Origin of the sequence: Enterococcus sp. DIV0170, assembly GCF_051710765.1 — a bacterium.
GTDB classification, from domain to species: Bacteria; Bacillota; Bacilli; order Lactobacillales; family Enterococcaceae; genus Enterococcus_A; species Enterococcus_A raffinosus.
Genome location: NZ_JBIOLG010000001.1, coordinates 2654550 through 2681131 on the forward strand (window position 1 = coordinate 2654550; position 26582 = coordinate 2681131).

The following is a 26582-nucleotide window of genomic DNA, read 5'->3' on the forward strand; positions in this document are numbered from 1 at the left end:
AACGATGGTCCACTGTCAAATCACTGAATCTTGAAACTTAGATCCAGCTATTCTTTTCATTTCTCCGATTCATTTTTTTAGACTCGTCTGCGCTTTCGCTGAGGTGGTTGAGTGCCCGCGCCCCAGGTAACTGCACGATCCTCCTGAGCTGTCACGATAATTCTATGCCTTCTAACCAGTTCCTTAGGATGAACCTCAGAAACTTGTCCTAGAACAGGCAGGCCCAAAGCCTCTACGATGTAGCGTTCGTCCTTCACTGTTTTATCCAACCATTCGATCAAAATGGCCAGACCCATGCCAATCATCATGCCTAACACAGTCCCGATTAATAAGTTCAATGTATGATTAGGGAAGACCGACTTAGAAGAGACCGCTGCTTCTGAAGTGATCGTCACCTTATTAACGGCTAGTACTTCCTCTGCTTTTTCCTGAAAAGTTTTTGCTGTTGTGTTCGCGATTAACGCCGCTTTTCGTGGTTCAGGAGAAGTCGCGATAATCTGGAACATTTGCGAGTTCTGTGCCTGTTCTACTTCCAAAATACTTTTTAATTCGCTATTACTATAGAGAGATTGATAATCATCCTGCAGCTTCTTTTGAACCGCATCAATAACAATATCACTCTTGATCATATCTTTGTAGGTGTTAATCAACAGAACATTTCCGTTGATATCATTTTGCAGATTCCCACTGCCGCCTTCATCTTGATCACTTTGCACAATTAGCTGGGCCGCTGAATCGTATTTCGGTGCAATCAAGAAAAAGCTCACACCGGCTGCGAGCCCTAGCCCTGCAATCATCGTCAGGACAATCCACGCGAGTTTTCGTTTCAAAATCTGAAGCATTCCTTCTAAGCTGCTTGTCTCTTCCATCTTTTCCTCCTGCTAGTGAATAGTAAATAGTCTTTTATCACGCATTCTTTCACTGATAATGACTAAAATGATCGCGACTCCAATCACTGCCAATCCAACAAATACGAAACTCAAATCAAAGATCGTCACATATGAAGTAACGAAACGGTAGAGTCCCTCTGAGGTAATCCCTAGCCGCTGGATCACCCCACTGAAATAGATGATCGTCGGCAATGTCGCAAGCATCAAGCCTGCGCCGAAGAAGGTGATGCTGCTCCAGCGAACCCTCTGATGCGTCATCTTGATCATCAATTGCAGCCCCGCAAATATTAGTAAAAAGGCCGCACCCACAACAAACATAATGACATTCAATGAGGATTCAAAGGCCATGACCTTCTGTCCATAGCTCATTAAATAAGGGATTTCAATATACGCTGAAAAATTTTTTGCTGCCGTTTCCGCTAAATTGGTTAAATTCTTTTCGGTCGTCTCATCAATCGGGATATTCTTTTCTTGCGCATATTGCTCCACATTCTTCAAGATATTCTCTTTGATCTGATCCTCTCCCTGAAGCTGAAAGGGGATGTTTTGATAAATGCCGCGAATATAGTTCTCCACATTGATCGTCACTAACTCTTCTGTAACCACCTCGCTTAAGACCTCTGGCGGGATATTGCTGCCCCGCCCCACATCCTGAATGCTCTCCGTCACGTCCTTGCGAATCGTTTCAATGTACTTTGCTTGATGCATTTGCTGGATCATAAAGTTTTGATTGAACAAGGTCAGACGAACGCAAAGCAGCGCACCTGCGGCAAAGAGAAGCAGTGAGCCAATAAAAGCTAAAATCCAACGGGGGATGTTCCGTGTCATTTGATTCATTCCAAGCTTCTCCTCCTACTCATTTTCATTGATCCTTGGCCCAGATTCATATTTTCCACTGACAAACAATCGTTGATCGGTTAAACCTAAACTATCGATCGGGTAGCACGTATAGAGAATGAGTCGTCGCTCATTCCGCTGATAGATCATCCGATCAATCGCTGGGTCCTTTTTATCCTTCACCTCTATTTTGGTGACACGATATATATAATTTCCATAAGTGGTCTGAATCTCGATTCGATCACCCACTGGAACCGTTCCGAGCTTGCCAAAATCATCGACATTATGCCCACCGATCAGCGAAGTGCCAATCTCCCCAGGATAGACCGAGCCCATGAATTGTCCCGCACCCTTCCGTAAAATCTCTTCACTATCCCCGAAATATAATGGGACACATAAGCGGACGCTGGCAATCTTTACTTTTCCAAAGATCTGACCGCCCACCGGATACGCCACCTTCGTCGAGGGCAATTCCTTTTTACTATTTACAGCGACATTCTTGTTATCAATTGGTTCAAAGGACTGCTCCGCCGCCTCAAACGTCGGCGTATCCGTTAATAGAAAAAGCTGGATAGACGACGTCACAAATTGGATGACCGGCTTGCCCACGAGATAGATCAACGAATACCCGCAAATTAAAAAGATGATCGGAACGACCACCGTTACACCGATTCTCTTTAACCTCGATAAACTACGCAAGGCACCTACCTCCTATGACGAATGAATGCAGAATCCACTGTAAACTTGCAAAGAAATTCGCAAGACACACAGACCACTCCCTATTCGATCGACCTATCAAGATACTTTTTTCATCAGAAAGAGTCGCTTCTTTTCCTTGAATCTTCAGCTCAATGATGACGAAATCAATAAATGTACGAATAATTTTTCCCACCAACATTTCCCCTTTACTAGTTATACATTTTCATATGGTAAAAATAATATTTTTGATGATATTAGTATACTTTTCTATCTGCGTAAAAACAATCCGATTTATAAATAATATTTTAAGGTCCTAATAAACAGAAAATGAGAAGAATATAAATGTAAGAAACATTGAATTATTTATGTATTATCAAATATCAAACAATCAGAGTCGTTTTAATAAAAGTCGATAGAATTAATCAGATTTTCCGATTGGCTAACTTTTTAATTATTAAAATAGTTCTCTTATTAACTGATAAAGCAAGCGCTCTCTTTTTGCTGTTTTTTTCTATCAATCATTTACAAACTATTGATTGAGTGAATAATCAACTCGCAAAAAGATCAATATAGCACCTTTCTATGCACAGGAAACATAAAAAAAAGCAGATCCTCATCCAGCTTAGGATGACTGATCTGCATTTACTCAGTTACGCGATTCTCTTTTTTATTTGCAGGCAAAGGAAGTAGCCGATGAGACATCCCGCAAAATTTGTAAAAATATCCCAAATATCAAACGTGCCAATGTAGAACACATACTGGATCGTCTCGATCCCAAGAATCGTGATCAAGGCAATCACTGCCGCCTCAACTGGCTTCGCCCGTAATCCATACAAGCAGCCAAGAGGGATAAAGTATCCAGTATTCAATATCAACTCGATAATCTGCTGCCCATTGTTCAAGTACAACTCAAACGGATTCAAATTAAAGGAATGATAGGCCTTCGCTTTCGTGAACAGCATGATGAACAATAAGAGAAAGTAGCAGCTATAAAACAAATACAAATAAATATTCCATAGCTTCCGCTGCTCCCATTGCCAATAAAAGAGCCATAAGCTCAAGAAGATGAATAGCCACAACGCTTCATCCGTATACTCAAACCGCTGCGCCATCGAATCCAGACGGGGATAATTCTGCAAAGTCGGCATGACCAAATAATAGACCATCCCATAACTCAGCACAAAAGATATGATACCTGCAATGATTTTCTTCATCGAATCCCCTCCTCAGACAACCTTATAGCAAATAATTATAGCGAAACAACTTAAACGATTCATTAAAAAGGCGCCGCCACAAGAAAAGCTTAAAGAAAAAACCAGAGACAACCGCTCTGGTTTTCGTCACACCTATTTCAATTGTGCCTTCAATTCCTCTTGAACACGCTTCAGCTCTCCTGGATCAATCCGCTGATAAGAAACGCCATCTTGCATGAAGCCTTCACCCTTCAGTTGATCCGATTGGATATTGCCAAACGCCGCGCGATAATCCCCCATCAAGGTGCGCATATCCGTGAAGGTCAGATCCGTCTTTACATTCTGGCCCATCGTTTTCAAGATCGAGGAATAATTCGTTAGCCCCTGTGTGCTCAATACTTTCTTCGCAATACCGGTAATAATTTGCCGCTGCCGTCCCTGCCGGCCATAATCCCCATCCGGATCATCATAGCGCATCCGAGAATACTTCAACGCCTCTTCGCCATCCAATGCTTGCTGCCCTTTAGGAAATGTCTTCTTCTCATATGTAAATTCAAACGGATTGTTGACCTCGATCCCGCCAACCGCATCAACCAAGGACTCAATCCCCTGCATGTTGATGGTTATGTAATGATCAATCGGAATATCCAGCAGCTCCGCCACCGTATCCATCGACATCGCCGCGCCGCCAAAGGCATACGCATGATTGATCTTATCCTGCGTCCCATGACCAACGATCTCCGCATACGTATCTCGAGGCAAACTCACCAACAACGCCTCATCCGATGACGGATTCACCGTCGCCACCATCATCGTATCTGAGCGTCCTTGCTCCGTCCGCCCCAGCGCTCCAGTATCAACACCCAAAAGCAAAATACTGAACGGCTCCTGATCCGATAAACTCACTTGACGCTTGTTCGATGCATTATCCCGATCCACAGACTCATACGCATCATTCGCTGTGGATCGCACGTCATAGTACATCTTCGCACCGATGCCGACTACGACGAGGAGCAGGGCTAGGAAAATGCCTAGTAGTGAGAGGAGAATTTTTTTAGAACGATTTGGGGCTTTTTTTGGCTTTGACATAATATTAGATTATTTACCTCCATCACACAAATTTAATATCAGCATTGACTTTACTTTCTAATTTTTTTACTCTTATTTATCATCTTAACCATTGGATTTGCATTTAAAAGCATAGTAACACAAAGGTAAATAAACCCACCTAAAATTATTTGAACAAAAGTAGTAAGTAAAGATGAAGACATTTTTTTCGTAAATATATATCCTACTATCAACATAATAACTCCTGAAAATATCCATTTTATCACATTTTTATATTCAAATTTAAAAGTAGTATCTATCAACAACATTCTTAAGCGCAAAATAGAAACTACGAGATATCCCAAATTTATGCCTATAATTGCTCCATACACACCAATAAAAGGAACAAATATTATCGTACTTACTACTGTAACTACTGCTCCAATCAAAACCGAAATATTATATTCTTTCATCTCATTCTTAGGAATTAGGTATTGAGTTGCTACTGACATTTGAAATGACTGTGTAACTACAACTGGTGCTAACCATGGAAGAATATTTTTTATTTCAGAAAAATTAGAACCAAAAAACCAATCTACTAACTTACTACTGAGTAAAATAATTCCAAATGCAATTGCTATTGTAAAATAAAGTTGAAAATGAATAGTTCTTTGAATCATTCCTATCATTTTTTCCTCATCTTTATTTTCGAATAAATTGCTCATTCTAGGAATTAGCACAGTATTCATCGCATTGATTACATTTCCGCACATCAACACTAAAGAAAAGGAATTTGAATAATACCCTACAACCGTCATAGTGGTCATCACACCTAAAATTGTTTTAGTAGCATTTTGATATAATGTTACTGCAACCTTAGCCAAAAAATAAGATAATAGCGGTTTAAAATGAGAAAAACATTCTTTCAAAGTGACTTTGACCCAAGTTATATATTTTTTTATAGAAATCCATAGGCTTAATTGTGAAACCAAAGTACTAAGTAAGTTAATGACGAAATAAAGGTCTAGATCGTTTTTATCTCTTATAAAAAAAACTATCAGAAAGAAACTACTTATTCTTATTACAAAGTTACGAATAGTGATTTTTTTAAAATCCTCCATTCCAGAAAAAAACCAAGTGATATCGAATAAGTTACTGATTATCAAAATACTACTAATAAGAAAATAGAACGTGTTTGAAAAAATTAAACACCATATAAGGTACACAATTAAAGTTAAAATAGAAATAAATACATTGAATCCCTCTAATTCCCAAAATTTCTTAGACAAATTATATCTATCGTCTCTGACGATAGCAATTTCCCTCACTCCATAATTTGCCATCCCCAAACCTGCCACGAGCACAAAATAAGCTACTATAGAGTTAATATAGTTATATGTCCCTATCCCACCTGGTCCCAATGCTTTTGATACAATTGGAATTGTGATAATTGGTAGAATGATAAGAAGAATTTGATATGAAGCTTGGTAAAAGAAATTGACAGCTAGTTTTCTTTTCATAAATACCCTTCTACTAAAATATTTCAGTAATTTTACTTGCTGGACTCCTATAACTTTTAGGAGAAGTCACATGATCATCAATAATTCCACATGCAATAAACATAATTGGAGTTTCACTTTCTGGTATAGATAATATTTTTCTAATTTCATGCACTTTTTCTTGAGAAATATTAACTGATAATGGACATGCGCCTATTGATTTATACTCAAGAGCGTAAAGTAAACTCATACAAAACAACCCTCCATCAACGAATGCTTGGTTTCTTTCTTGTGCACGTAAGAATACTGAAAGATCATTAGTTACTAATAATAATTTATCAGGTAATTCATACCCCCCAAATCCGCCTTGGAGAAATAGAATTCTTTCTATTACCTGCGCATCAGTAACTATTTTTACTCTAGAAGATTGTCGATTACAAACACTTGGTGTCTTTATACATATTTCAATTGCTTCTTCTAAATCTTTAATATCGATACTTTCACCATCTTTAAAATCCCGAACAGATATCCTGTTCATAGCCAACTTCTTAAAATTAATATTAGAATTATTATTCTTAGATTTAGAAGTTACTTCTATTACACCTGCGCACTCGTCCTTAGATTCTTTTATTTCACTGATTATATCAACAGGAATTTTTTCAAAATTTGGAATTTTTTCACTAATTGAACTGTGTCGATCAACATATGCACTTAATGACGATATTCCGTTTCTATAAAAATCATCTTCCTCCCAATTAGAAAATTTCTTCATTCTTTGTAAAGCATCTACTAGATTTATTATTGCATCCAAACCAAATCCATATCGGAAATTTTTTCTACTAAGCCCCTTTTCTATTTGATGAGAGAAATACATAATTTGACTTCTAACATTCTCGCGATCATAATTTACTTTTTCACTAGCGGAATATTTTTGGAATCTTCTTTTATCATTTCTAAATAATGTATTCAATTCCTTTTTTTTTAGAATAATTCTTCGCTTCTCAAGTATTCCTTTAGGAATAATAGATTTCAATTTCTCTTTCATCAATGGTCAACCCTCATTCTTTCGTAATAACTTTAAACGCTTTGTCAAAAGGATCCGACATAGCAAAAATTTTTTTTAATCCAAATTCTATTTTACTTTTCTCCTCAGGGATTTTATTAATTAAATTGTTCATTATTTCAATAAATAAAGATGTGTTGATATTGTGCCTAACATCAAATACGTAGTCAGACTGATCAAAATACTCTGCTAACTCTTTGTATTTAGTAGCCCATCCTAGAATAATACACGGAGTTGCAACTTGATACGAATGTACAATAGAATGGAATCTTGATCCTATTGAAAATTCAAACTTACTGATTAAATTTTCAAACTCTGAAGGTGTTAAATCATTACTAATTATTCTTACATTATCTTTCTCATCAAACAAATTTTTTATATTTTTACACGCCTCAAGATCTTCTCCAGAATGACGGATCAAATACACGTTCATTTTCTTTTTAAGAAGTTCCTCAATTATCAACTCATATAAACTGTATATTTTCTCTCTGTTTCCATGATCAAAATTTCGCATATTAGGTACAATTGCAACACTCATTTTGGGTATTTCAAAATCTATTGGAGCAATAGGTTTTTTATAAATATGGTTCCAATTTATCTTTTCTTTATTTGTAAGAACTAAGTCAGGTGAATAAAAAATATTATCAACTAGTCCCAAATCATGAAGGAACTGCATACCTTCGTTTTCTCTTGGCATAACAATATCCACTTTAGATAAAACTTCTATTATTTCCTTTTTCATTCTTAGATTATTTTTCCCATAATCAAATGGTCCAAATGATTGTGGTAAAATTGCACTTTTAATTCCCCTCTGATAAGCGAGTCGAAATTTTTTTAAGTATCCTCTAGAGTTACGGATTCCCCATTGACTAGAAAGAGCATAACCACTAATATCAAACAAATAATCGGTATCATCTAAAATTCTATTAAATTTTTTTGGATTCTCTCTTAGATTTTTCTTCAAAATCTTGCGAATAATATTTTCACCCACAAAATTATTTCTGACCAGAGGATTTGATATTATATCAAAATTATATATATCAGTTTCTTCTTCTGATCGTTTTGCATCCAAATCTGAAGCAAAAACTATATTGTGCTCTGGAAATTTAGATTTAAGCCTACTTATCGTAATAAAACTCATTGCTTGAGCACCTTTATTATTAAATTCCCCACCCGTAATAATAATATTCCTTTTTGAAGTATCTTTCATTTTGTCTCCTCATATGCAATTAATAGTAATTATAATTGTTGTTCTATATTTGAATCTAATCTCTTCCAAAAATGTCTCTTGTATATATTTTGTGTTCAACATCCTTAAGTTCTTTTTCAAATCTATTTGAGACAATCACATCTGAAACTAATTTAAACTCTTCAAGATTATTAATTACTTTTGAATTATAAAACGTATCCTCATCCTCCATTAAATTAGGCTCATAGATAACTATGATAATGCCTTTAGCTTTTATTCTTTTCATAATTCCTTGTATAGAGGAATAACGAAAATTATCAGAATCTTTTTTCATTGTTAATCGATAGATGCCCACTACTGTAGGATTTCTTGCTAAAATTTGTTCAGCAATAAAATCCTTTCTTGTTATATTCGCATCAACAATTGCTCCTATGATATTACTTGGTACATTTTCATAATTCGCACGTAACTGTTTTGTATCTTTAGGTAAGCAGTAACCGCCGTAACCAAATGACGGATTATTATAGTGATTTCCAATACGAGGATCTAGCCCAACACCCTTGATAATTTGCTCAGTATTTAGCTCTCTAGATTCAGCATAAGTATCTAATTCGTTGAAATATGCCACACGTAAAGCCAAATATGTATTCGAGAAAAGCTTGATTGCTTCGGCCTCAGTGGAATGTGTTAATAATATAGGTACATCTTTATCATTAGCATTCTTTAAAAACATATTTGCAATTGCTTTTCCTCGGTCAGAGCACTCTCCCACTATAATTCTTGAAGGATGTAAATTATCATAAAGCGCTCTTCCCTCTCTTAAAAATTCTGGTGAAAATATAATGTTTTCAGTATCATATTTTTTTCTTAACTCTTCAGTATATCCAACAGGAACTGTCGATTTAATGATAAATGTCGCATTTTGACGAGTAGCTAGTGCTTTTTCAATTACGTCTTCTACTGATGATGTGTCGAAATGATTTTTCTTTTCATCATAATCAGTTGGAGTGGCAATAATTAAGTAGTCGCCATGCTTTACAGCATCATCAAAGTTCGTAGTGAATTCAGCATTTAAATCTTCTCGTCTCAAAAATTCATGAATTTCTGTATCTTCTATAGGAGACTGTTTTTGTTGTAACATATCAATCCTTTTTGAAACAATATCATATGCCTTAACTTGTTCATTTTGTGCCAATAGTAATGTGTTTGCTAAACCCACATATCCTAATCCAAAAACTGATACCTTCATTTTTCACCATCTCTTTTAGATAATCCTGATAAATTTATAGTAGACTTTAACAGTGCATTTTTTTTCATAATTGCTTCGATTTTATCACTATTTCCCCAAGTAGCTTTTGAGTCATATTTTCTGTCTGGATAAGCTCCATATTTGAGCTTGATATTGAAATTATTTTCTCTAATAAATTTGTCTACACGCTCACTGAGTTTCATTGGTTCTCCAGATGAAATATTAATTATTCCGTTTATTTCATTTTGAGAAATTGTTGCTACCACTCTGCGACAAAATTCGTCATAATTTAGAAAATCATACTGATTTTTCCCTAAGGTGAATGGAAATTCTTTCTCACCATTTTCTTCAGCTGTAACTATTTTACTAAAAATTGAACTCCCATTTTTTGAATTTCCAACAATATAATAAGCTCGCAGCCATTGAAAATTTTTTTGTGTATTGTCTGACATATAACTTACAAAGTTTCTAAGTGAATCTTTTGCTATTCCATAATAGTTCATCGGATGAGTATGAGTCCATTCGTCAATCGACCCTTCATGAAAACCAATTTCATGCATTGTTCCCATAACCACTATTTTTTTAACAGGTGAATTGAAAAATTTTTCCATAAGTAACACATGCTTTGATAAATCTTCGATATGCGAATGTGAATTATGACTGAACCCATCTCTCCATGCTAAGTGGAGAAGTATATCTGGTTCTCCGTACTCAACATATGGATTCGGTGAATCAAATATATTTCCACCAATTCTAGTTGATCTATTTGAGACATTCTCTAGGTAAAGATCATTTATCAGGACTTCATGTCCTTCACTTAATAAACTTTCAACAATTCCTCTTCCTAAATAACCATTACCACCAGTTACCAATATTTTCATTCTTAATATCAACTCCTTTTCTTTTATAATTAATAATTTTAGTATTTTAAAATAAAGCTATTACTCCACGTACATAGATTCAATAGTGAAATACTTTTAAAATTTGATAGGGATACATTTTTCCAAAACACATTTTGCTCTTGACTGGTGCAGTACTCATATATAGAAAATGTATAATTAATTTTTATGATATTTCAAAAATAAAAAAAACAACCTCACTAGAGACCGAATATTAAATCTTTCATGTAATGATTTAACATATAAATCCCGATTCAACTCATTTACTCCTTCAGAAGCTTTACCAAGATGATAATAAAATTCTGACATTTTCTTTTTTGAATTTGAAACATATTTGGAATAGTTCTCAAACAATATTTTATATGCTTCATAGTACTTTTCTTTATTTTTTGAAATACTATTAGTTTGAATATACTGATTTACATATGGCTTATCAATGTAGAAGATGTCATACTTTTCCATGACTCTTAATACAAAATCCCAATCTTGCAACCTAGGCATATTCACATCGAATCTGAATTCCTCTATGATTTTTCTAGACATAAGAAAAGTCTGTGTAGAAAGAAAATTTACTGGTAGTATGTCTTCTTGAGTAATCACTTTATTTCCCGAGTTCAAAGTAATTATTTCTTTTTTTTTCCCATCAATTTTATAGAAGCTAGAAGTTATGAATTGAAAACCTTTATTAATAAATGCCATTTGCTCCTCCAATTTTCCCTCCAACCATTCGTCATCGGAGTCTTGAAATGCAATTATATCCCCATAAGAATTTTCAATACCCACGTTTCTAGCAAAATTTGCTCCTCTATTTTCTTTTAGTTCAAATAATCTAATCCTCATATCTTTTTTCATGATTCTCTTTATAATTTCAACAGTACAATCTGATGAACAATCGTCTACAATTAAAATTTCTATTTCATACTTCTCCGACTGATTCAAAACACTTTCAACAGCACGTTCTATTGTATTCTCTCGATTATAACTTGGAATGATTACTGATATCATATCTCTATTCCTCTCTTTGATCTAATGGATATTTTACCTAACAAATTGATCACAATAATTAGTAGTGGGAAGATTATGAATAGAAATGTATAACTTTGAATGTACGTATAAAAACTTAATGCAAGACAAATAAATGATGCCCCCCAAACATAAGAAACAAATAGATTTGATTCTGAACAAACAAAAATTGAAAATGCCAAATTAATTATGAAACTCCAAATAGTTGCTGCAATAAGCCATAAATCTCCAAAATCCAAATATTGATATGAAATAATATTTGTAGCAGTATATCCATATATACTAAAACCTGGTTTATGTATTAACGGAACTTGAAATAAATCTAAAATAGGACTTAAAGTGTAATTTCCTTTCATATATCCAGCTGGAAATGTTTCAATAAACTTCTGCATGACTCTTTGACTGTATCCAAAATACCTAATAATTTCCGTATTTCTTAAGCCTTTTTCAGTTCCAGAATAACTTCCGTTGCCTGCATAAAAGAGATATTCATCAATATTTCCCCCACGTATATTAGCTACAACAACAAAAAATAAAATTAAAAAAAAGGTAAATATAAATATTTTTTTTAGTGTTGTTTTTTCAAGCTTACCTTTTGAATAATTTGATAGCAGTAATAAAACCAACAAGAACAACCCAAATCTTACAGCTGTTAACAATTGAAGTACTACATAAACAAACGTAGAAACAATAAATATTTTGCTATTCCTTTTATTGGGATCCAAAAAAATCACGAAAATTCCTAAAATTCCTAATACTATAATTGTTGCTGTCCCTGGAAGAAAAAAATCATACTTGGCAAGTCCAGCATTCTCAGACAATGCTGGAAACTCTCCACGTCTTAAAAATGATAAAAAAATCATACTACTTGCTAACATAATTATGAATAAACAAAATAGAAACTGTAATTGATTAAGATTAATTTTAGGTCTACTAAGAGAATTTCTTTTAGTTAATTCACTTTTTCCATTACCTAAAAATGAAGCAATGAAACCGCCAAGAGAGAAACAAAGAATAAACAGCAAAGAATACTCCCACTGTAAGTTAGTCATTCGATCCATAATAGGATAAGAAAATGATGTGGCAGGTAACGCAATTAACCAAATAATCGCAAAAATTGATTGCGGTCTAAGGATATTGGAATACTCTTTTAAGTTTAATATAAACACTGTGATCCCAGTAAATATTAAAATAATCGCAATCCCATTTTGAAAAAGCGAGTTTTCTTTTATTAACAAAAGAATAATGATTAACAATATAGACTCAATCGAAATAAAGAAATACAGAATTTGATTTAACTTATTGTCCATATTATTCACCTACCTGTATCATATTTTTCATCTTCAACAAATTATTTTCGTAAGAGTAATTTTTCTTCCATTCCGCGTGTGCATTTTCTGCCATTGTCATCCATAATTCATTATCAGTTGCTATTTTTAAGATAGCATTTACTAAATCTTTGGAATCAGAATCATTTGTCAATACTCCAAAATTTTCCTTAATCACAGTTGAATTGAATCCGACATTCGAACCTATAACAGGAATTGAGTTTGCCATATACTGTATTAGTTTAAAACTACCTTTTCCTTTTTCGAATATACCATTCGATAAAGGCATAATTCCGATATGTGCTGACTCCATTGCTAAAATAGCTTCATCTCTAGTCCATTTAATATTCTTTAGGTAGAAATCATTCTTTTTTGACACAAAAGGAATATTACTTACTACTATGACATTCAAATTCTTTCCCTTAGCATTTAATTTTTTTGCTGCTTCATTTAACCCATTAACATATAGATGTAAATAATCAATACTTGCACTTGAGCCAACCCAAACTATATTAATATCAGTGGTATATTTTTTGACTCTGTTGGTAATAACATCTTTTTTATCTTTCACAAAATCCTTATCTGTTGTAGGCATCAGAATAATCTTACTTTGTGTTTTTTTGTTGAGTAAACCAGATAAATAGGCGTGAGTCACAGAAATAAAAGTAGACTGTTGTTCAAGCAAATTTCTTTCTCTAATTGATATTTCATTTGAACTAAAAATATCATCATCAAAATCCCAAATAACTATCTTTGTTTTTTTGACTAATTTCTTATAAAGAAAAGAAGAAATGCCAAAAAATGTTTTTGGCGTAATTGAACGTAGAATAATAAGTGTATCTGGCTTCCAGATTAAATCTGCTAAAAAGCATAAGGTAGATGATAACAAAATAAACATATGGTAAGCTACTATGACCATCAATTTTTTCCCGTAATTATATTGTAATTCCGTCAAAAATTTGGGAACAAAAATCCTTTCTTTAATAGAAAAGAATTCTTCCTTCGATAGTTCGTCAGTATACTGCAAAACTCTATAATAACTTGAACTAGCATTATGCCCATCACGTGTATAAACTGATACTTTTTTTTTCACTACATATATCTCCAAACATGTTATTTACCCGAAGTATCTGACACTCATTCTCCGAAAAAAATCATTTTATTCAAATATTTGTTTAACCCTATTTAAAATTTGTGTACTTAACAAACTATTTATATGCCTTCTTTCAAGAATACTATTTTGCAATTACTTCGCCATCACCAGTACTGTAGTCATAATAGTATATGTCATTTTTCTCCAAGTGATTTTCAAGGAATGCATCAATTTCAATTATTTTTTTTGCAGGATTTCCTCCGATTACTATATTCGAGTCAATTTTTCCTTTTACAACAGAGCCTGCGCCAACGATAACATTATCTCCAATTCTTGTTCCTGGTAAGATAATGGTCCTAGCTCCAATAAAGCAGTTTTCTCCTACAGAAACAGGTTTTAGAAAAAAACCACCTTTTTTAAAGTTTCCATTAGCTATTAACGCTTTGCTAATGGAATAATCATGAGTAAGAAATTCCACTTCTTTAGAAATTGTCGTATTAGCTCCTATCGAAATTAATGAATAATCCTTTCCATCAAAGTGAACACTTGGATGGATATATGCATCACCAAACTTGGTTCTAAAATTTTTCGGAATCTTGATTCCCCTATACCTAAGAAATTTTGGATAAAATTTCTTATATAGATCAAGGTTGATTTTTTCCAAAAGACCCAATAAATACTGAATTAAAGTTAATAAAATTTTTTTCACTCATAATCACCTACATTACTTTCCCAAATAAATTTTTAAATATTCAATATTTTTGCTATTTTTATCAAATTTATTTCTATAAAAAATTATGGTTTCTTCAGTTAATTTATTAACATCTTGAATAGCTTCATTGATTGATAAAGCATCTTTCTTCTTCACTACTTTTCCAGCATCATTAATGATAGATTCCGGACTTCCTCCCGTATCAAAAGTAATTACAGGTGTTCCACAAGCAAACGATTCTATATTAGTAGTTGGGAAATTGTCATATAAAGTTGGATTAATAAAAACTTTTGCGTTAGAATACCAATTTCTTATTTCTTTTATGCTATCAGTCTGAGATATATGCAGGATATCATCGCTTAACTTCATTCTTTCTTCAATTTTGCCTATAACTACAATTTTTTTATTTGTATGATCAATTAAATCGTCAAGCTTATTCAAGTACTTTAACCCTTTTCTCCTATCCCATACGCTGGCCACACCGAGAATTATTTCTTTATCAGCGATACCATACTTTCTAAGAATTTCCGTATCAATTTCCGGAAAAAATTTTTCCATATCAATTCCATTGTGAATAACATTTATAGGATATTCAGAAAAGAATGTGTCTTTTACCATATTAGCTAACCAAAAAGACGGTGTAACAATCACAAGGTTGTTAAATCCTGAAAAAATTTTTTTCTTTCTTACGTAATTATCCATCGGAGAGAATAACGATCTAGGATATTCTCTTAATTCATCTTTTGAAATAATTTCTGTAGGCAAAATACCTTCCTGATAATCAATGTATCCCGAATGTCTAGAAAAATTCCAACAGTCATGAAAGGTCCAGACTATTTTTGTTTCCCGAGTTTTTAGATACTCCATTAAAATCTTAATATTCACATAATAACCATGTAGATTATGAATATGAATAATATCTGGATTATAGTCTTCAATAAATTTAATGAACTTTTTTGTTGCAATACGTGAAGAAAATCCGTGATTATCAAATAGTCTTGTTTCCAAGACATGAACGTAGTTATTTAAGAATCCACCAATTTTATATGTATTGTAATCGCTACTATCTACTTTATTACGTCCATACGCAATGCAACATTCGTGTCCATTCTCAATTAACATATCATGTAAATCTTGTACGATTCTTCCTGTACTACCAAACCCACAATACTGATTTATTATCAATACTTTCATTTTCTGAACATCCTCTTAATTATTATAATATTTTCCAGATGGTACAAATCCTAATAACTCTTTAAGAAAAAAACCAATTGAATATTGTTCTAAAATATCAGGTTCTACTATTTCAAAGTCTGATATGATCATATCGTTATCAATACAAGGATTAACTCTAGATAATAGCTGAATATTTTTATCTGAAAAAAAATTGTATTTTTTGATTTCATTATTTGTTGTAACAAACTTTTTATTTGAAGCTAATAACTCAATCGTTCGGATTGTTAACCCAACCTGGTGCGGTTTTTGAATATCAATTAAAACTCTTGTCTGGGCTATTATTTCTTGTATTTGGTGATGATTCATTGGTTTAAAGGAAAAATCGCTAATATTTCCATTTTTAAAATCCCTTCGAATGTATTTAAAGTAGTAATACATCAACTTTGATTGAAGGTAGTAAAAAATGAAATAATTTTGTTTGCGAATATCTGCTGACCGTCTTATTTCTTGTAAAATATCAAAACGATCTTTTCTAACTGTTCCAATAAAAGAAAAATCGTATTTATAATTTTGATTAGTTTCATCAGGGTTCTTCAAATATTCATCTATATAAAATAAAGGGCGAAATTTTAGTCCATGCTCTTTCCAGTCATAGGGATCAAATGTGAAAATTTCATCATATAAATCTCTATCATCTAAGCTCATGGGCTTATCGCTTACCGAATCCCATAAATAAAGTATTTTTCTAGATTCTTTATTTTCCTTATTCACAAATTCTAAAAACCATCTTGGTGTTGCTTCGGCTTGAAAAAAAAGTATTTGATCAAATTGTTGCTCCTTTATTTTAAAAAAAATATTTTTATAGTACCTATACACCATTCCTTGAGAAAGCTTATTACTCATCCGTACTAGTGTTTTTCCAAATGTTGAATTCGAGGGTCTTTCATCAAAAAAAGTTACTTGAGCACCCATGCTCTGTAACTTTTTTACAATCGCTTTTTCATAACCAAAAAAAGCAGGCGCAAATACTAAAAGTTTCATACCATTTAAATCGTGATCCATCTTTTATCTTCTCACTTTTCTTAATACGCCCCATCAGGCTTCATCATTACCTTTACAGTCTTAACAATCAACGAAATATCATATCGAATACCCCGTTTTTGTATATAGTCAATATCAAAATCAACCATCTCATCAAAATGAACATCATTTCGCCCACTAACTTGCCATAATCCTGAACAACCAGGCTTTACCAATAGTCGCTGCATATCATACTGTGTATATTCAGCAACTTCTCTTTGTAATGGCGGTCTTGGACCGATCAGACTCATATCCCCCTTGATAACATTGAGTAGTTGAGGTAATTCGTCTAAGCTCGTTCGGCGAATAAACTTGCCGAACTCTGTAATTCTTGGATCTTCTTTGATTTTGAACATAGCGCCTTTTAATTCGTTTTTATCAAGCAACTCTTCTAGTTGTTCTTCGGCGTTTGAACACATCGAACGGAACTTATACATAGTGAATAGCTTTCCGTTTCGTCCAACGCGTTGTTGCTTGAATATAACTGACGCATTTGGGTCTTCTTTATGTATTTTATAGGCAACCCACAGTAGGATAGGGGAGATAAAAACGAGCCCTAGGCAGCCTAAAACAAGGTCGATGATTCGTTTGAAGAAATCATAGCCTTTTTGATTGTCTATTTTTTCCTTATCTAGCCAAACCAACTTGGAGTGTCCCTGATTAGGAAAGTTTTTATTATCCAAACCATCCACATCCCCAAAAGTCTTCTCGCTTTTCATAGTTAATCCCCCCACAAACTATTGATAAAGTCTTTGACACATGATTCATTTTATTGCCTGATACTTCGGTCGAGTGACCGGATCCCCATTTACTAGGTCTTTCGCCATTTGCTGCATGGCTTCGACCATTTCTTTTCCACCGATTTTCTCGATTTCTTTGTATGCTTCCTTCATTAAAAAGGTACGGTGCCGTAAATTATGGGCATCGGAAGCCACCATGTAGAGCATGTTATGCTCTAGCATTTGTCTGGCCGTCTGTTGAATATCGCTACCGAAGATTCCCACGATACTCGGTGCGGTCAGTTGAGTCAGCGTACCCATTTCAAGAAAAGAAACCAATCGATTCGGTTCTTCTCGAAAGACCGCGTTTCTTTCTGGGTGAACAATGACAGGAACCTGTCCTCTATTAAGCAGCTGGTAGAAGACCTGCTCCGCATAGATGGGCACCTCATTTGTCGGAAATTCAATCAACAGATAGGTATTATCCAAATCGGTAAATAGAATTTCATCTCGCTGAACTGCCGTTAAGAGGAATTCGGTCAATCTGACTTCCTGTCCTTCAAGCAATGTTAGGTCTAGTCCGCGTTTATCGAGTTCTCCTTGCAGGTTCGCGACCTCTCGAATGATTTTATCTGCTGGATTGTTATACTTCCCGTTGTTATGATGCGGTGTACACATTAGATGAGTAATGCCTTGACTGATCGCCTTTCGCGCCATTTCAAGACTGTCCTCTAATGTCTGTGCGCCATCATCCACACCGGGCAAGATATGACTGTGTAGATCAATCATTTCGTGATCCCTTACTTCCCTTCCGTTCCATAATAGTAATAAGAGTCTTCCCCTTGCTTCTTACCGTTATAGACGACTCCGATAATTTTTGCTTTGACCATATCTAATAATTTCTTTGCTTCTAAAATCGCTTGTTTATTGGTCTTGCGTTCACGAACGACTAAGATCGTTCCGTCAACGTAAGAGGACATGATTTGCGCATCTGTCACTGTCACTACAGGCGGCATGTCAAAGATGACTAGATCAAAGGACTCGGTTAACGTATCCACCAGCTCCTGCATCCGTTTTGAGCTTAATAACTCAGATGGATTGGGCGGTGTAGGTCCACTTGGCATCAGGTATAGATTCTCGATTTTTGTTTCGATCAGCCTGCTGCCAATTTGTGTATTGCCTTGTGTCAGATAGACGTTCTCCACGTCAGTTTCTGTCAAGAAGCTAGCATGAGCCGCATTGCCTTCTGTTAGATAGTTGCTTAGACCGTTCACATTAGGTACCTTGAAGCTCAATGCGATATTTGGTTTTCTCAAATCGGCATCGACTAACACCACTCGACTGCCTGCATTGGCGAACACAACTGCCAAATTAGAGGCTGTTGTTGTCTTTCCTTCTGAAGGGCCCGAAGATGTTACGACAAGGGATTTGATTTTCTTATCTGCTGATGAAAATTCGATATTGGTCCGAATCTTACGGTATTGCTCAGCTGCGGTTGAGAAGGGATTGATCGCCGTGATCAAATCCACTGGTGTGATTGCTTGTTTCTTTTTCGCCATCTAACTGTTCCCCTTACACACGTTTTCGATTACGAGTCGGCACGGTTCGTGTCCCTCGTTTGTCGTTTTGGTTTTGTTGTGGAGTCGGTGCGGCTCCGCGATTTTCAAACAATTCTTTTTTGCTGATCTCAGATACCTGACCAAGGATTGGCAGCTCTAGTGCTTCAATGATAAAACGTTCATCTTTTACGGTCTTATCTAGCAGCTCTGTAAGGAATGCAAGACCGACACCGAGCATTAGACCTACGACTGCGCCGATCAACAGGTTCAGCTTATTGTTTGGAAAAACGGCTTTAGACGGCACGACCCCTTTTGAGGTGATAGTTACTTTATTGACCGCTAATACATCTTCCGCTTTCTCCTGGAAGGTAGTCGCTGTAACATTGGCGATCGTTGCCGCTTTACGTGGTTCCGGTGAGGTCGCGACGATTTGGAACATTTGCGAGTTCTGCGCCTGCTCCACTTCGATCATGTCTTTTAATTCCGCGTTGCTATAGCTGTACTGGTATTCACTTTGCAGCTCCTTTTGAACCGCGTCGATAACGATATCCCCTTTGATCATGTCCTTATATGTATTGATCAGCAATACATTGCCATTGATATCATTCTGCAGATTCGTATTGGTCCCTTCTGATTGATTGTTTTGCACGATCAGCTGTGCGGCAGAATCGTACTTAGGCGTAATCAAGAAAAAGGTAACGACTGCCGCAAGACCGATGCCGGCAATGGTTGTCATTAGAATCAGTAAAGCTTTCTTTTTTAATACTTGAAATAATTCTTCTAAGCTGATTGTTTCTTCCATCTTTTTTCCCTTCACTAACGAACGTTATGTATTTTTTTGGCGCGCATTCTCTCACTAAGCAGCACCAGGAGCAGCGCTAAAACAGTCAACGTTAATCCGACAAAAATAAAACTTAAATCAAACGCTTTGATATAGCTGGTCACAAAGGTATACAATCCTTCTGATGTGATCCCTAGTCGTTCAATGACTCCGCTAAAGTAAATAATCGTCGGTAAGACTACCATCATTAGTCCCGCACCGAGAAAAGTCACGCTGCCCCAGCGTACCTTCTGATGCTTCATCTTAACCATCAATAGCAAGCCAAAGAATACTAAGATAAAGGCCACGCCCACGATAATCAAAATCATCGTCAGAGCCGATTGAAAGGCCATTACTTTCTTGCCATAGCTTAGTAAATATGGAATCTCGATAAAGTTCGCGTAATTTTTCGTCGCGCTATTTGCTAAGTTGTTCAAATTACTTTGAACCGTCTCATCCACCGCGATATTTTTTTCTTGCGCGTATTGATTGACGTTCTTCAAGATATTGTTCTTGATCTCATCTTCCCCCTGAAGCTCAAAGGGAACCTCTTGGTAGATACTGCGAATATAGTTCTCTACGTTCGTAGCAACTGTTTTTTCTGGAACGACATCGGCTAAGATTTCTGGCGGGATATTACTTCCCCGACCTAAGTCTTGGATGCTTTCTGTCATGTCCTTACGAATCGTCTCGATGTATCCTGTTTCACGAACCTGTTTAATCATAAAGTTCTGATTGAACAGCGTCATACGAATACAAATCAGTGTTAATGTAGCAAAGAGGAGTAAAGACCCGATAAATGCTAAGATCCATCGTGGAACGTTTCGTGTCGCTTGTTTCATACTTTGTCTTTCCTCCTACTCATTTCCATTAATAATCGGTCCTGAAACATATTCTCCGATGGCAAAAAGCCGTTCGTCTGTCAGCCCCAAGCTATCTAAGGGATAACAGGTATAGAGAATGATGCATCGATCGTTTCGTTGATAGATCATCTCGTCGATTTCTTTGTCTGTCTTGTTTCTAACATCTAATCGCGTGATGCGATAGGTGTAATTGCCGTAGGTCGTCTGAACCTCGATCGTATCGCCTACTTGAGCGGCGCCTAACTTGCCGAAATCATCGACATTGTGTCCACCGATCAGTGACGTCCCCAGTTCCCCAGGGTATACCGAGCCCATGAATTGACCCGCGCCTTGCCTTAAAATTTCTTCGGTATCTCCGAAATATAGAGGAACATCCAGTTGTACTTTATCTATCTTCACTTTGCCGAAAAGCTGTCCCCCCACTGGGTAATTGACCTTACTTGATGGAAGTTCATTCTTTTCATTGGTAGGAATCTTTTTATTGTCCACAGCCTTAAATGTCTGTTCCGTCGCCTCAAACTCGGGAGTATCTGTTAATAAAAATAATTGGATAGAAGAAGTGACAAATTGGATTACAGGTCTTCCTATGACGTACATCAGAGAATAGCCGATAACCAGAAAGATGATCGGAGCGATCAACATCGCTCCAACCCTCTTCAGCCTAGAAGTACTACGCAAGTTTCTTACGTCCTACTACAAATGCACCTGCTGCAACAAGTAGTAAGCTTGCGAAAGAAATTGCACTAGACAGATGTGTGATACCTGTCTGTTTCACTGCACCACCTGATGAGTAGACTGTACTACTTGCTGGTTTTCCAGTAGTAGTCGTCCCAGATGAACTTGAACCTAGATTCGTTCCAGTGATTGTGTAGCCACCAGGATAGAAATTGACGGTCAAACCTAAAGCAGAAGCTGCTACAGAGATGACGTCCTTCAATTGGTTTCGGGTACTCAAAGGTAGCGCTTTAATCAACTGTTCAACAGAAGTGATATTTGAAGCATCCACACCTGAAGAAGCAATGATTGAGCGTACTTTTTGAATTTGCGCTACAACTGTGTTCACTTGATCTGCAGAAAGATCATTTTGTTTCAAATAATTTTCTGCATGCGTGCGTTCGTTCGCTCTAACAGTGAACGTCTTTCCACTAACAGTTACACCTTGGTCTAATTCCGTCAGAATCCGTTGTTCATCAGCAGTGATGGCACCATCCGCATGAGCGCTTGGCCCAACAAACAAAACCACCGCGATGAGTGCAATTAACCCACTTACAATTTTCTTCATCTACATACCTCCCTTACTTAGTATTTATGTTACCAAAGTCACAATTCAGCAGAAAAAAAATCAAATTTTCCGCTGAATTTAGTATACTTTCTATTACAAAAAAAAACAATGGAATTCACAATTTAATTTTATTCCAAAAAATACAGAGTTCAAAATGATGAAAATCACGATAATAATTTTACATTAATTTGATATTATTAAAAATAAAACCATTTTCTTTATAAAATAAAAATATTATGGAAATAACCGATATAATCCTTCTGATCTTTAGCTATTTAACTAAACTGTCTTCATTTCAAATTATTGAATTCAGTATTTTTTTATCTCCTTTTAATTATTTAAAAACTTTAAGCGGCGCACTTAATTGAATTGATCCAGCTTTTTAGAGTTTTCTATAAAATAACAGACTTATAAGTATAGTATAGGCTTTGAAAAGTGCTTTATTTTGAAGATTTTTCGCGTCTTAAAGAAAATATCAATCAAGAGTATTTTTCTTTCATGTTTCCGCTATCAATTACGTTAAATTACGTTCTGTAAGTCGTCATTTTTTTTACTATCAGAAACTTAGAATAACGCATAGCACCAATGAAAAACAGCGTTATTTGAAAATAAAGAACCCTTTTTTTTAAATAGATTTTAAGAGAAAAAATTTTCCTCTTGTTTCACCCAATTTGTGAAATTTTTTTCAAAAATAAGGTTTTATTCCTTTATTATCGTAATTATTTTCTAGGTGTCATTCCTTCATTTCCTTACATTTTTGACCAAAAATAAATAGGTATAGAACGTTAACTGAACATTCCATACCTATTTATTATCTATTTTTAAAGCTGTCTTACATCTTTCACCACAATTGGTCTATAGCATTACCAATCTGAACTTGCTCCACCACCACCAGAGCTGCCGCCGCCCCAAGAATCACTGCCACCTGAGTTGCTGCTGCTGGAGCTGCTGCTTGTCCACATGTCTCGATGATGATAATACACGGAGTATTTCTGCATCTCTTTCTTTTTACTCCATAAAAGTCCCCATAAAGTGAGCGTTCCAAAGGCATAGGTAAAATCATAATACATCGGACGTTTGCGCTTTAGTTTGCCGTATCGCTTTTTAATAGCCTTTCTCGCTTCTTCAACCGGCGGTTCTTTACTATGGATTATTTTTCTTGTGGAATAGCGTTGATATTTGGGATCTGCATCCTTTAATCGATCCTTCAGTTCCACCGCAAAGACTTTGCGAGCCTTCCGATAGATAAATAGCTTATTCAACGGTGTCGAGATGAAAGCGTATAGGATACCTAAGCCAATAAGTACTGGACCTATCCGTTCCGTAATGATCTCCCAAAGTGTCAATCCGTCAAATATCCCTGGTGAGAAATCCTTGACCGTTTTATTGCCTTGTAAGACATCGTTGATATTTGCTGCAACGATCGAGACGCCTGCGTCATAGTTCTCCTCGCGGAATTTCTCCTTGGCTTCCTCGTTCATGAGGTCCATCGCCAATGCGTCAGGAATCGTTTCCTCCAGCCCATAGCCGACTTCGATCCGCTGTTTTCGATCTTTTACAGCGATGACATACAGAACACCAGAATCATGTTCCTCATCACCTACTCCTAATCCATTGAATTTCTCATTGGCATAGGACTCGATGGATTTTCCGTCTGGCAATTCGCTTAGAGTAACAACGGCTAATTGCGGCCTCAGCTCGAGTTCCTTGTATTTCTGATTGTATTGATTGATTTCTTCTTTTGTTTCAGCACTTAAGACACCTGCGTGATCTTCTACATGGATATTTTCTCCATAAACGGTCACGCCGCAAAAAAGTCCGAAAATGACCAACGAAAAAAAATAAAGTACCCGCTTCATTTTCTCACCCGCTTTTCCTTTTTCTTAATTATGACGACTCTTGAGAGGCAATGCAATCGCTTTTTTCTAAAGCTTCCTTCGATTTGGAAGGGAAAAAAGCAACAATCAAATTCATTATTGCTAAATTTTTTCTCTTTTTTGGATAAATAGTTTTAAAAAACTACCAAAAAAGCATTTACAATAGAATCGTATTCTGTTTATAATTATTTTAAATAAGAGGGAGAAAGACTTAGCTTTTTCAAAATTCCTTTTATCAATTAAGAGAAAATTTTCTCACTATTACTCAGGAGGGTACATTCATGTCATTAATTGGAAAAGAAGTTGAAGCGTTTCAAGCACAAGCCTATCGTCAAGGAAAATTTGTCGAGATTTCTGATGAAGCCTTAAAAGGAAAATGGTCCGTTGTTTGTTTTTATCCAGCAGATTTTACCTTCGTTTGTCCGACAGAATTAGAGGATTTACAAGACCAATATGAAAAATTACAAGAATTAGGAGTCGAAGTATACTCTTGTTCAACCGATACTCATTTCACTCACAAAGCATGGCATGACACGTCAGATGCTATCGGCAAAATCAATTACACGATGATCGGTGATCCGTCTCATCATATCTCTCGCATCTTTGATGTTTTAGATGAAGAAGCAGGATTGGCTCAACGCGGTACCTTCATCATTGATCCAGATGGCATCGTGCAAGCGATGGAAATCAATGCAGATGGGATCGGCCGTGATGCAAGCAGCTTAATCGATAAGATTCGTGCTGCGCAATACGTGCGCACTCATCCAGGTGAAGTATGTCCTGCGAAATGGAAAGAAGACGGCGAAACGTTAAAACCAAGCTTTGACTTAGTCGGCAAAATTTAAATTTTTAGTGGCCCTTCTGCTAATCTTGCCTCGGCGCGATTGTCAGAAGGGTCTGTACTATGAAAAATGACGATATTTCATGAAAGTAAAGGAGCCTTTATGTTAGATAACGAAACGAAAGAACAGCTCCAACAATACCTAGCTTTGTTGGAATCAGAGATTGTCTTTTCTGCGAGCTTAGATGAATCAGACGACTCAAAAAAAGTGCAAGAGTTTCTGACCGAAGTGGCAGAAATGGATGCAAAGATTACTATTGAAGGAAAAAGTTTAACCCGCACACCTAGCTTTGAAATCAATCGAAAAGATGGGGAAGCCAGCGGCATCATTTTTGCTGGCCTACCAATGGGACATGAGTTCACTTCCTTCATTCTTGCTTTGCTGCAGGTTGGCGGTCGTGCACCGAAGATTGATGACAACGTCGCACAGCAAATCAAATCGATAGATCGTACGTTGAACTTTGAAACCTATGTCAGCCTCACCTGTCATAATTGTCCTGATGTGGTCCAAGCCTTGAACATCATGGCGGTTTTAAATCCGAAAATTGCCCATACTATGATCGAAGGCAGCATGTACCAACACGAAGTCGATGAAAAAGAGATCATGGCTGTGCCAACTGTCTTTTTGAACGGAGAGACTTTTGACAGTGGTCGGATGACCATCGAGCAAATCATCGAAAAAGTCAGCGGACCAATGAGTGCCGATGAATTCGCCGACAAGGAAACCTTTGATGTGCTTGTCATCGGCGGCGGTCCAGCAGGTGCGAGCTCCGCGATTTACGCCGCACGCAAAGGAATCAAGACAGGCATGGTCGTTGAAACCTTTGGTGGTCAAGTGTTAGAAACATTAGGCATTGAGAATGTGATTGGTACTCCTTACGTGGAAGGTCCGCAATTAATGCGGCAAGTGGAAGATCACGTGAAGCAATATGACGTGGATATAATGAAGGGGCAACGTGCCAAGTCCATCCAGAAGAACGGCTTGATCGAAGTTGAATTGGAAAACGGCGCACAGCTAAAAGCGAAGACCGCGATCCTTTCCACTGGCGCTCGTTGGCGTGCGATCAATGTTCCCGGTGAAAAAGAATTCAAGAATAAAGGTATCGCTTATTGTCCGCATTGTGACGGTCCTCTATTTAAGGATAAGGAAGTCGTAGTGATTGGCGGCGGAAACTCTGGAATCGAAGCAGCGATTGATTTGGCTGGATTAGCCAAACATATCTATGTTTTGGAATTCTTACCAGAATTGAAAGCTGACCAAGTCCTACAAGACAAGCTATACTCCCTTTCTAACGTCACAGTCATTACGAACGCAGCGACAAAAGAAATCACTGGGTCTTCCCATGTTGAAGCATTGACTTACACGGATCGTGTAACGAACGAAGAACATACCTTGAATGTTGAAGGTGTCTTCATTTTGATCGGACTTATGCCAAATACCGAATGGCTATCTGGTACTGTTGAGTTGAGTGACCGCGGTGAGATTTTAGTAGATAAGCATGGTGCTACCAACGTAGATGGTATCTTCGCTGCAGGCGATTGTACTGACAGCGCCTATAAGCAAATCATTATCTCTATGGGATCAGGTGCGACTGCTGCTCTCGGAGCCTTTGATTATTTGATACGTCAAACTTAAAAAATAAT

General features: G+C 36.2%; 26 protein-coding genes. 2 read left to right on the forward strand and 24 right to left on the reverse strand.

Annotation, left to right across the window (positions count from 1 at the left end; all coding sequences use genetic code 11):
• Nucleotides 1-77: 77 nt before the first annotated feature.
• The 24 genes from IGI50_RS12785 to IGI50_RS12900 all read right to left on the reverse strand — a co-directional run bounded on the left by IGI50_RS12785 (nt 78) and on the right by IGI50_RS12900 (nt 24079).
• Nucleotides 78-869, reverse strand: coding sequence for a YveK family protein (locus IGI50_RS12785; RefSeq protein ID WP_438777187.1), 792 nt, complete (start codon nt 867-869; stop codon nt 78-80).
• 12 nt (nt 870-881) lie between these two features.
• On the reverse strand, nt 882-1727 hold the full coding sequence (locus tag IGI50_RS12790; protein WP_438777188.1) for a hypothetical protein: 846 nt from the start codon (nt 1725-1727) through the stop codon (nt 882-884).
• 15 nt (nt 1728-1742) lie between these two features.
• Complete coding sequence (locus tag IGI50_RS12795) at nt 1743-2426, reverse strand: class D sortase (protein WP_438777189.1); 684 nt, start codon at nt 2424-2426, stop codon at nt 1743-1745.
• Nucleotides 2427-3076: 650 nt separating this feature from the next.
• Nucleotides 3077-3640, reverse strand: coding sequence for a VanZ family protein (locus tag IGI50_RS12800; RefSeq protein WP_438777190.1), 564 nt, complete (start codon nt 3638-3640; stop codon nt 3077-3079).
• 132 nt (nt 3641-3772) lie between these two features.
• Nucleotides 3773-4708, reverse strand: a complete 936-nt coding sequence (locus tag IGI50_RS12805; RefSeq protein WP_438777191.1) for an LCP family glycopolymer transferase — start codon at nt 4706-4708, stop codon at nt 3773-3775.
• Between the two features lie 50 nt (nt 4709-4758).
• On the reverse strand, nt 4759-6186 hold the full coding sequence (locus tag IGI50_RS12810) for an oligosaccharide flippase family protein (protein WP_438777192.1): 1428 nt from the start codon (nt 6184-6186) through the stop codon (nt 4759-4761).
• 13 nt (nt 6187-6199) lie between these two features.
• On the reverse strand, nt 6200-7210 hold the full coding sequence (locus IGI50_RS12815) for a nitroreductase family protein (RefSeq protein WP_438777193.1): 1011 nt from the start codon (nt 7208-7210) through the stop codon (nt 6200-6202).
• A gap of 13 nt (nt 7211-7223) precedes the next feature.
• Nucleotides 7224-8438 (reverse strand): polysaccharide pyruvyl transferase family protein, encoded by a 1215-nt coding sequence (locus IGI50_RS12820; RefSeq protein WP_438777194.1) that lies wholly within the window; start codon nt 8436-8438, stop codon nt 7224-7226.
• A gap of 55 nt (nt 8439-8493) precedes the next feature.
• Complete coding sequence (locus tag IGI50_RS12825) at nt 8494-9666, reverse strand: nucleotide sugar dehydrogenase (protein ID WP_438777195.1); 1173 nt, start codon at nt 9664-9666, stop codon at nt 8494-8496.
• A complete protein-coding gene (locus tag IGI50_RS12830; protein ID WP_438777196.1) occupies nt 9663-10547 on the reverse strand; it encodes an NAD-dependent epimerase/dehydratase family protein in 885 nt (294 codons plus the stop codon). The genes IGI50_RS12825 and IGI50_RS12830 overlap by 4 nt, the downstream gene beginning before the upstream one ends.
• Before the next feature lie 177 nt (nt 10548-10724).
• On the reverse strand, nt 10725-11570 hold the full coding sequence (locus tag IGI50_RS12835) for a glycosyltransferase family 2 protein (protein WP_438777197.1): 846 nt from the start codon (nt 11568-11570) through the stop codon (nt 10725-10727).
• Nucleotides 11567-12898 (reverse strand): O-antigen polymerase, encoded by a 1332-nt coding sequence (locus IGI50_RS12840; RefSeq protein WP_438777198.1) that lies wholly within the window; start codon nt 12896-12898, stop codon nt 11567-11569. The genes IGI50_RS12835 and IGI50_RS12840 overlap by 4 nt, the downstream gene beginning before the upstream one ends.
• Before the next feature lies 1 nt (nt 12899).
• A complete protein-coding gene (locus IGI50_RS12845) occupies nt 12900-14009 on the reverse strand; it encodes a glycosyltransferase (RefSeq protein ID WP_438777199.1) in 1110 nt (369 codons plus the stop codon).
• Nucleotides 14010-14151: 142 nt separating this feature from the next.
• Nucleotides 14152-14718: an acyltransferase gene (locus tag IGI50_RS12850; RefSeq protein WP_438777200.1), complete on the reverse strand. Its 567-nt coding sequence runs from the start codon at nt 14716-14718 to the stop codon at nt 14152-14154.
• A 15-nt stretch (nt 14719-14733) separates the two neighbouring features.
• Complete coding sequence (locus tag IGI50_RS12855) at nt 14734-15915, reverse strand: glycosyltransferase (RefSeq protein WP_438777201.1); 1182 nt, start codon at nt 15913-15915, stop codon at nt 14734-14736.
• A gap of 15 nt (nt 15916-15930) precedes the next feature.
• Nucleotides 15931-16959, reverse strand: coding sequence for a hypothetical protein (locus IGI50_RS12860; RefSeq protein WP_438777202.1), 1029 nt, complete (start codon nt 16957-16959; stop codon nt 15931-15933).
• Nucleotides 16960-16979: 20 nt separating this feature from the next.
• Nucleotides 16980-17696: a sugar transferase gene (locus IGI50_RS12865; protein ID WP_438777203.1), complete on the reverse strand. Its 717-nt coding sequence runs from the start codon at nt 17694-17696 to the stop codon at nt 16980-16982.
• A gap of 45 nt (nt 17697-17741) precedes the next feature.
• Nucleotides 17742-18485, reverse strand: a complete 744-nt coding sequence (locus IGI50_RS12870) for a tyrosine-protein phosphatase (protein WP_438777204.1) — start codon at nt 18483-18485, stop codon at nt 17742-17744.
• Nucleotides 18486-18496: 11 nt separating this feature from the next.
• Complete coding sequence (locus IGI50_RS12875; protein ID WP_010745500.1) at nt 18497-19255, reverse strand: CpsD/CapB family tyrosine-protein kinase; 759 nt, start codon at nt 19253-19255, stop codon at nt 18497-18499.
• A gap of 13 nt (nt 19256-19268) precedes the next feature.
• On the reverse strand, nt 19269-20057 hold the full coding sequence (locus tag IGI50_RS12880; RefSeq protein ID WP_010745499.1) for a YveK family protein: 789 nt from the start codon (nt 20055-20057) through the stop codon (nt 19269-19271).
• Between the two features lie 14 nt (nt 20058-20071).
• The gene (locus IGI50_RS12885; RefSeq protein ID WP_438777205.1) at nt 20072-20917 is read right to left on the reverse strand and encodes a hypothetical protein; all 846 of its coding nucleotides are present in this window, start codon (nt 20915-20917) and stop codon (nt 20072-20074) included.
• Nucleotides 20918-20932: 15 nt separating this feature from the next.
• Nucleotides 20933-21580, reverse strand: a complete 648-nt coding sequence (locus IGI50_RS12890) for a class D sortase (protein ID WP_010745497.1) — start codon at nt 21578-21580, stop codon at nt 20933-20935.
• Nucleotides 21581-21608: 28 nt separating this feature from the next.
• A complete protein-coding gene (locus IGI50_RS12895; protein WP_010745496.1) occupies nt 21609-22220 on the reverse strand; it encodes a hypothetical protein in 612 nt (203 codons plus the stop codon).
• Nucleotides 22221-23083: 863 nt separating this feature from the next.
• Nucleotides 23084-24079 carry a TPM domain-containing protein gene (locus IGI50_RS12900; protein WP_438777206.1) on the reverse strand — a complete coding sequence of 332 codons (996 nt, stop codon included), beginning with the start codon at nt 24077-24079 and terminating at the stop codon, nt 23084-23086.
• A gap of 299 nt (nt 24080-24378) precedes the next feature.
• Between IGI50_RS12900 and ahpC the strand changes: the two genes are divergently transcribed.
• Nucleotides 24379-24942, forward strand: coding sequence for an alkyl hydroperoxide reductase subunit C (gene ahpC / locus IGI50_RS12905; RefSeq protein ID WP_010745494.1), 564 nt, complete (start codon nt 24379-24381; stop codon nt 24940-24942).
• A 99-nt stretch (nt 24943-25041) separates the two neighbouring features.
• On the forward strand, nt 25042-26574 hold the full coding sequence (gene ahpF / locus IGI50_RS12910; protein WP_438777207.1) for an alkyl hydroperoxide reductase subunit F: 1533 nt from the start codon (nt 25042-25044) through the stop codon (nt 26572-26574).
• Nucleotides 26575-26582: the final 8 nt, after the last annotated feature.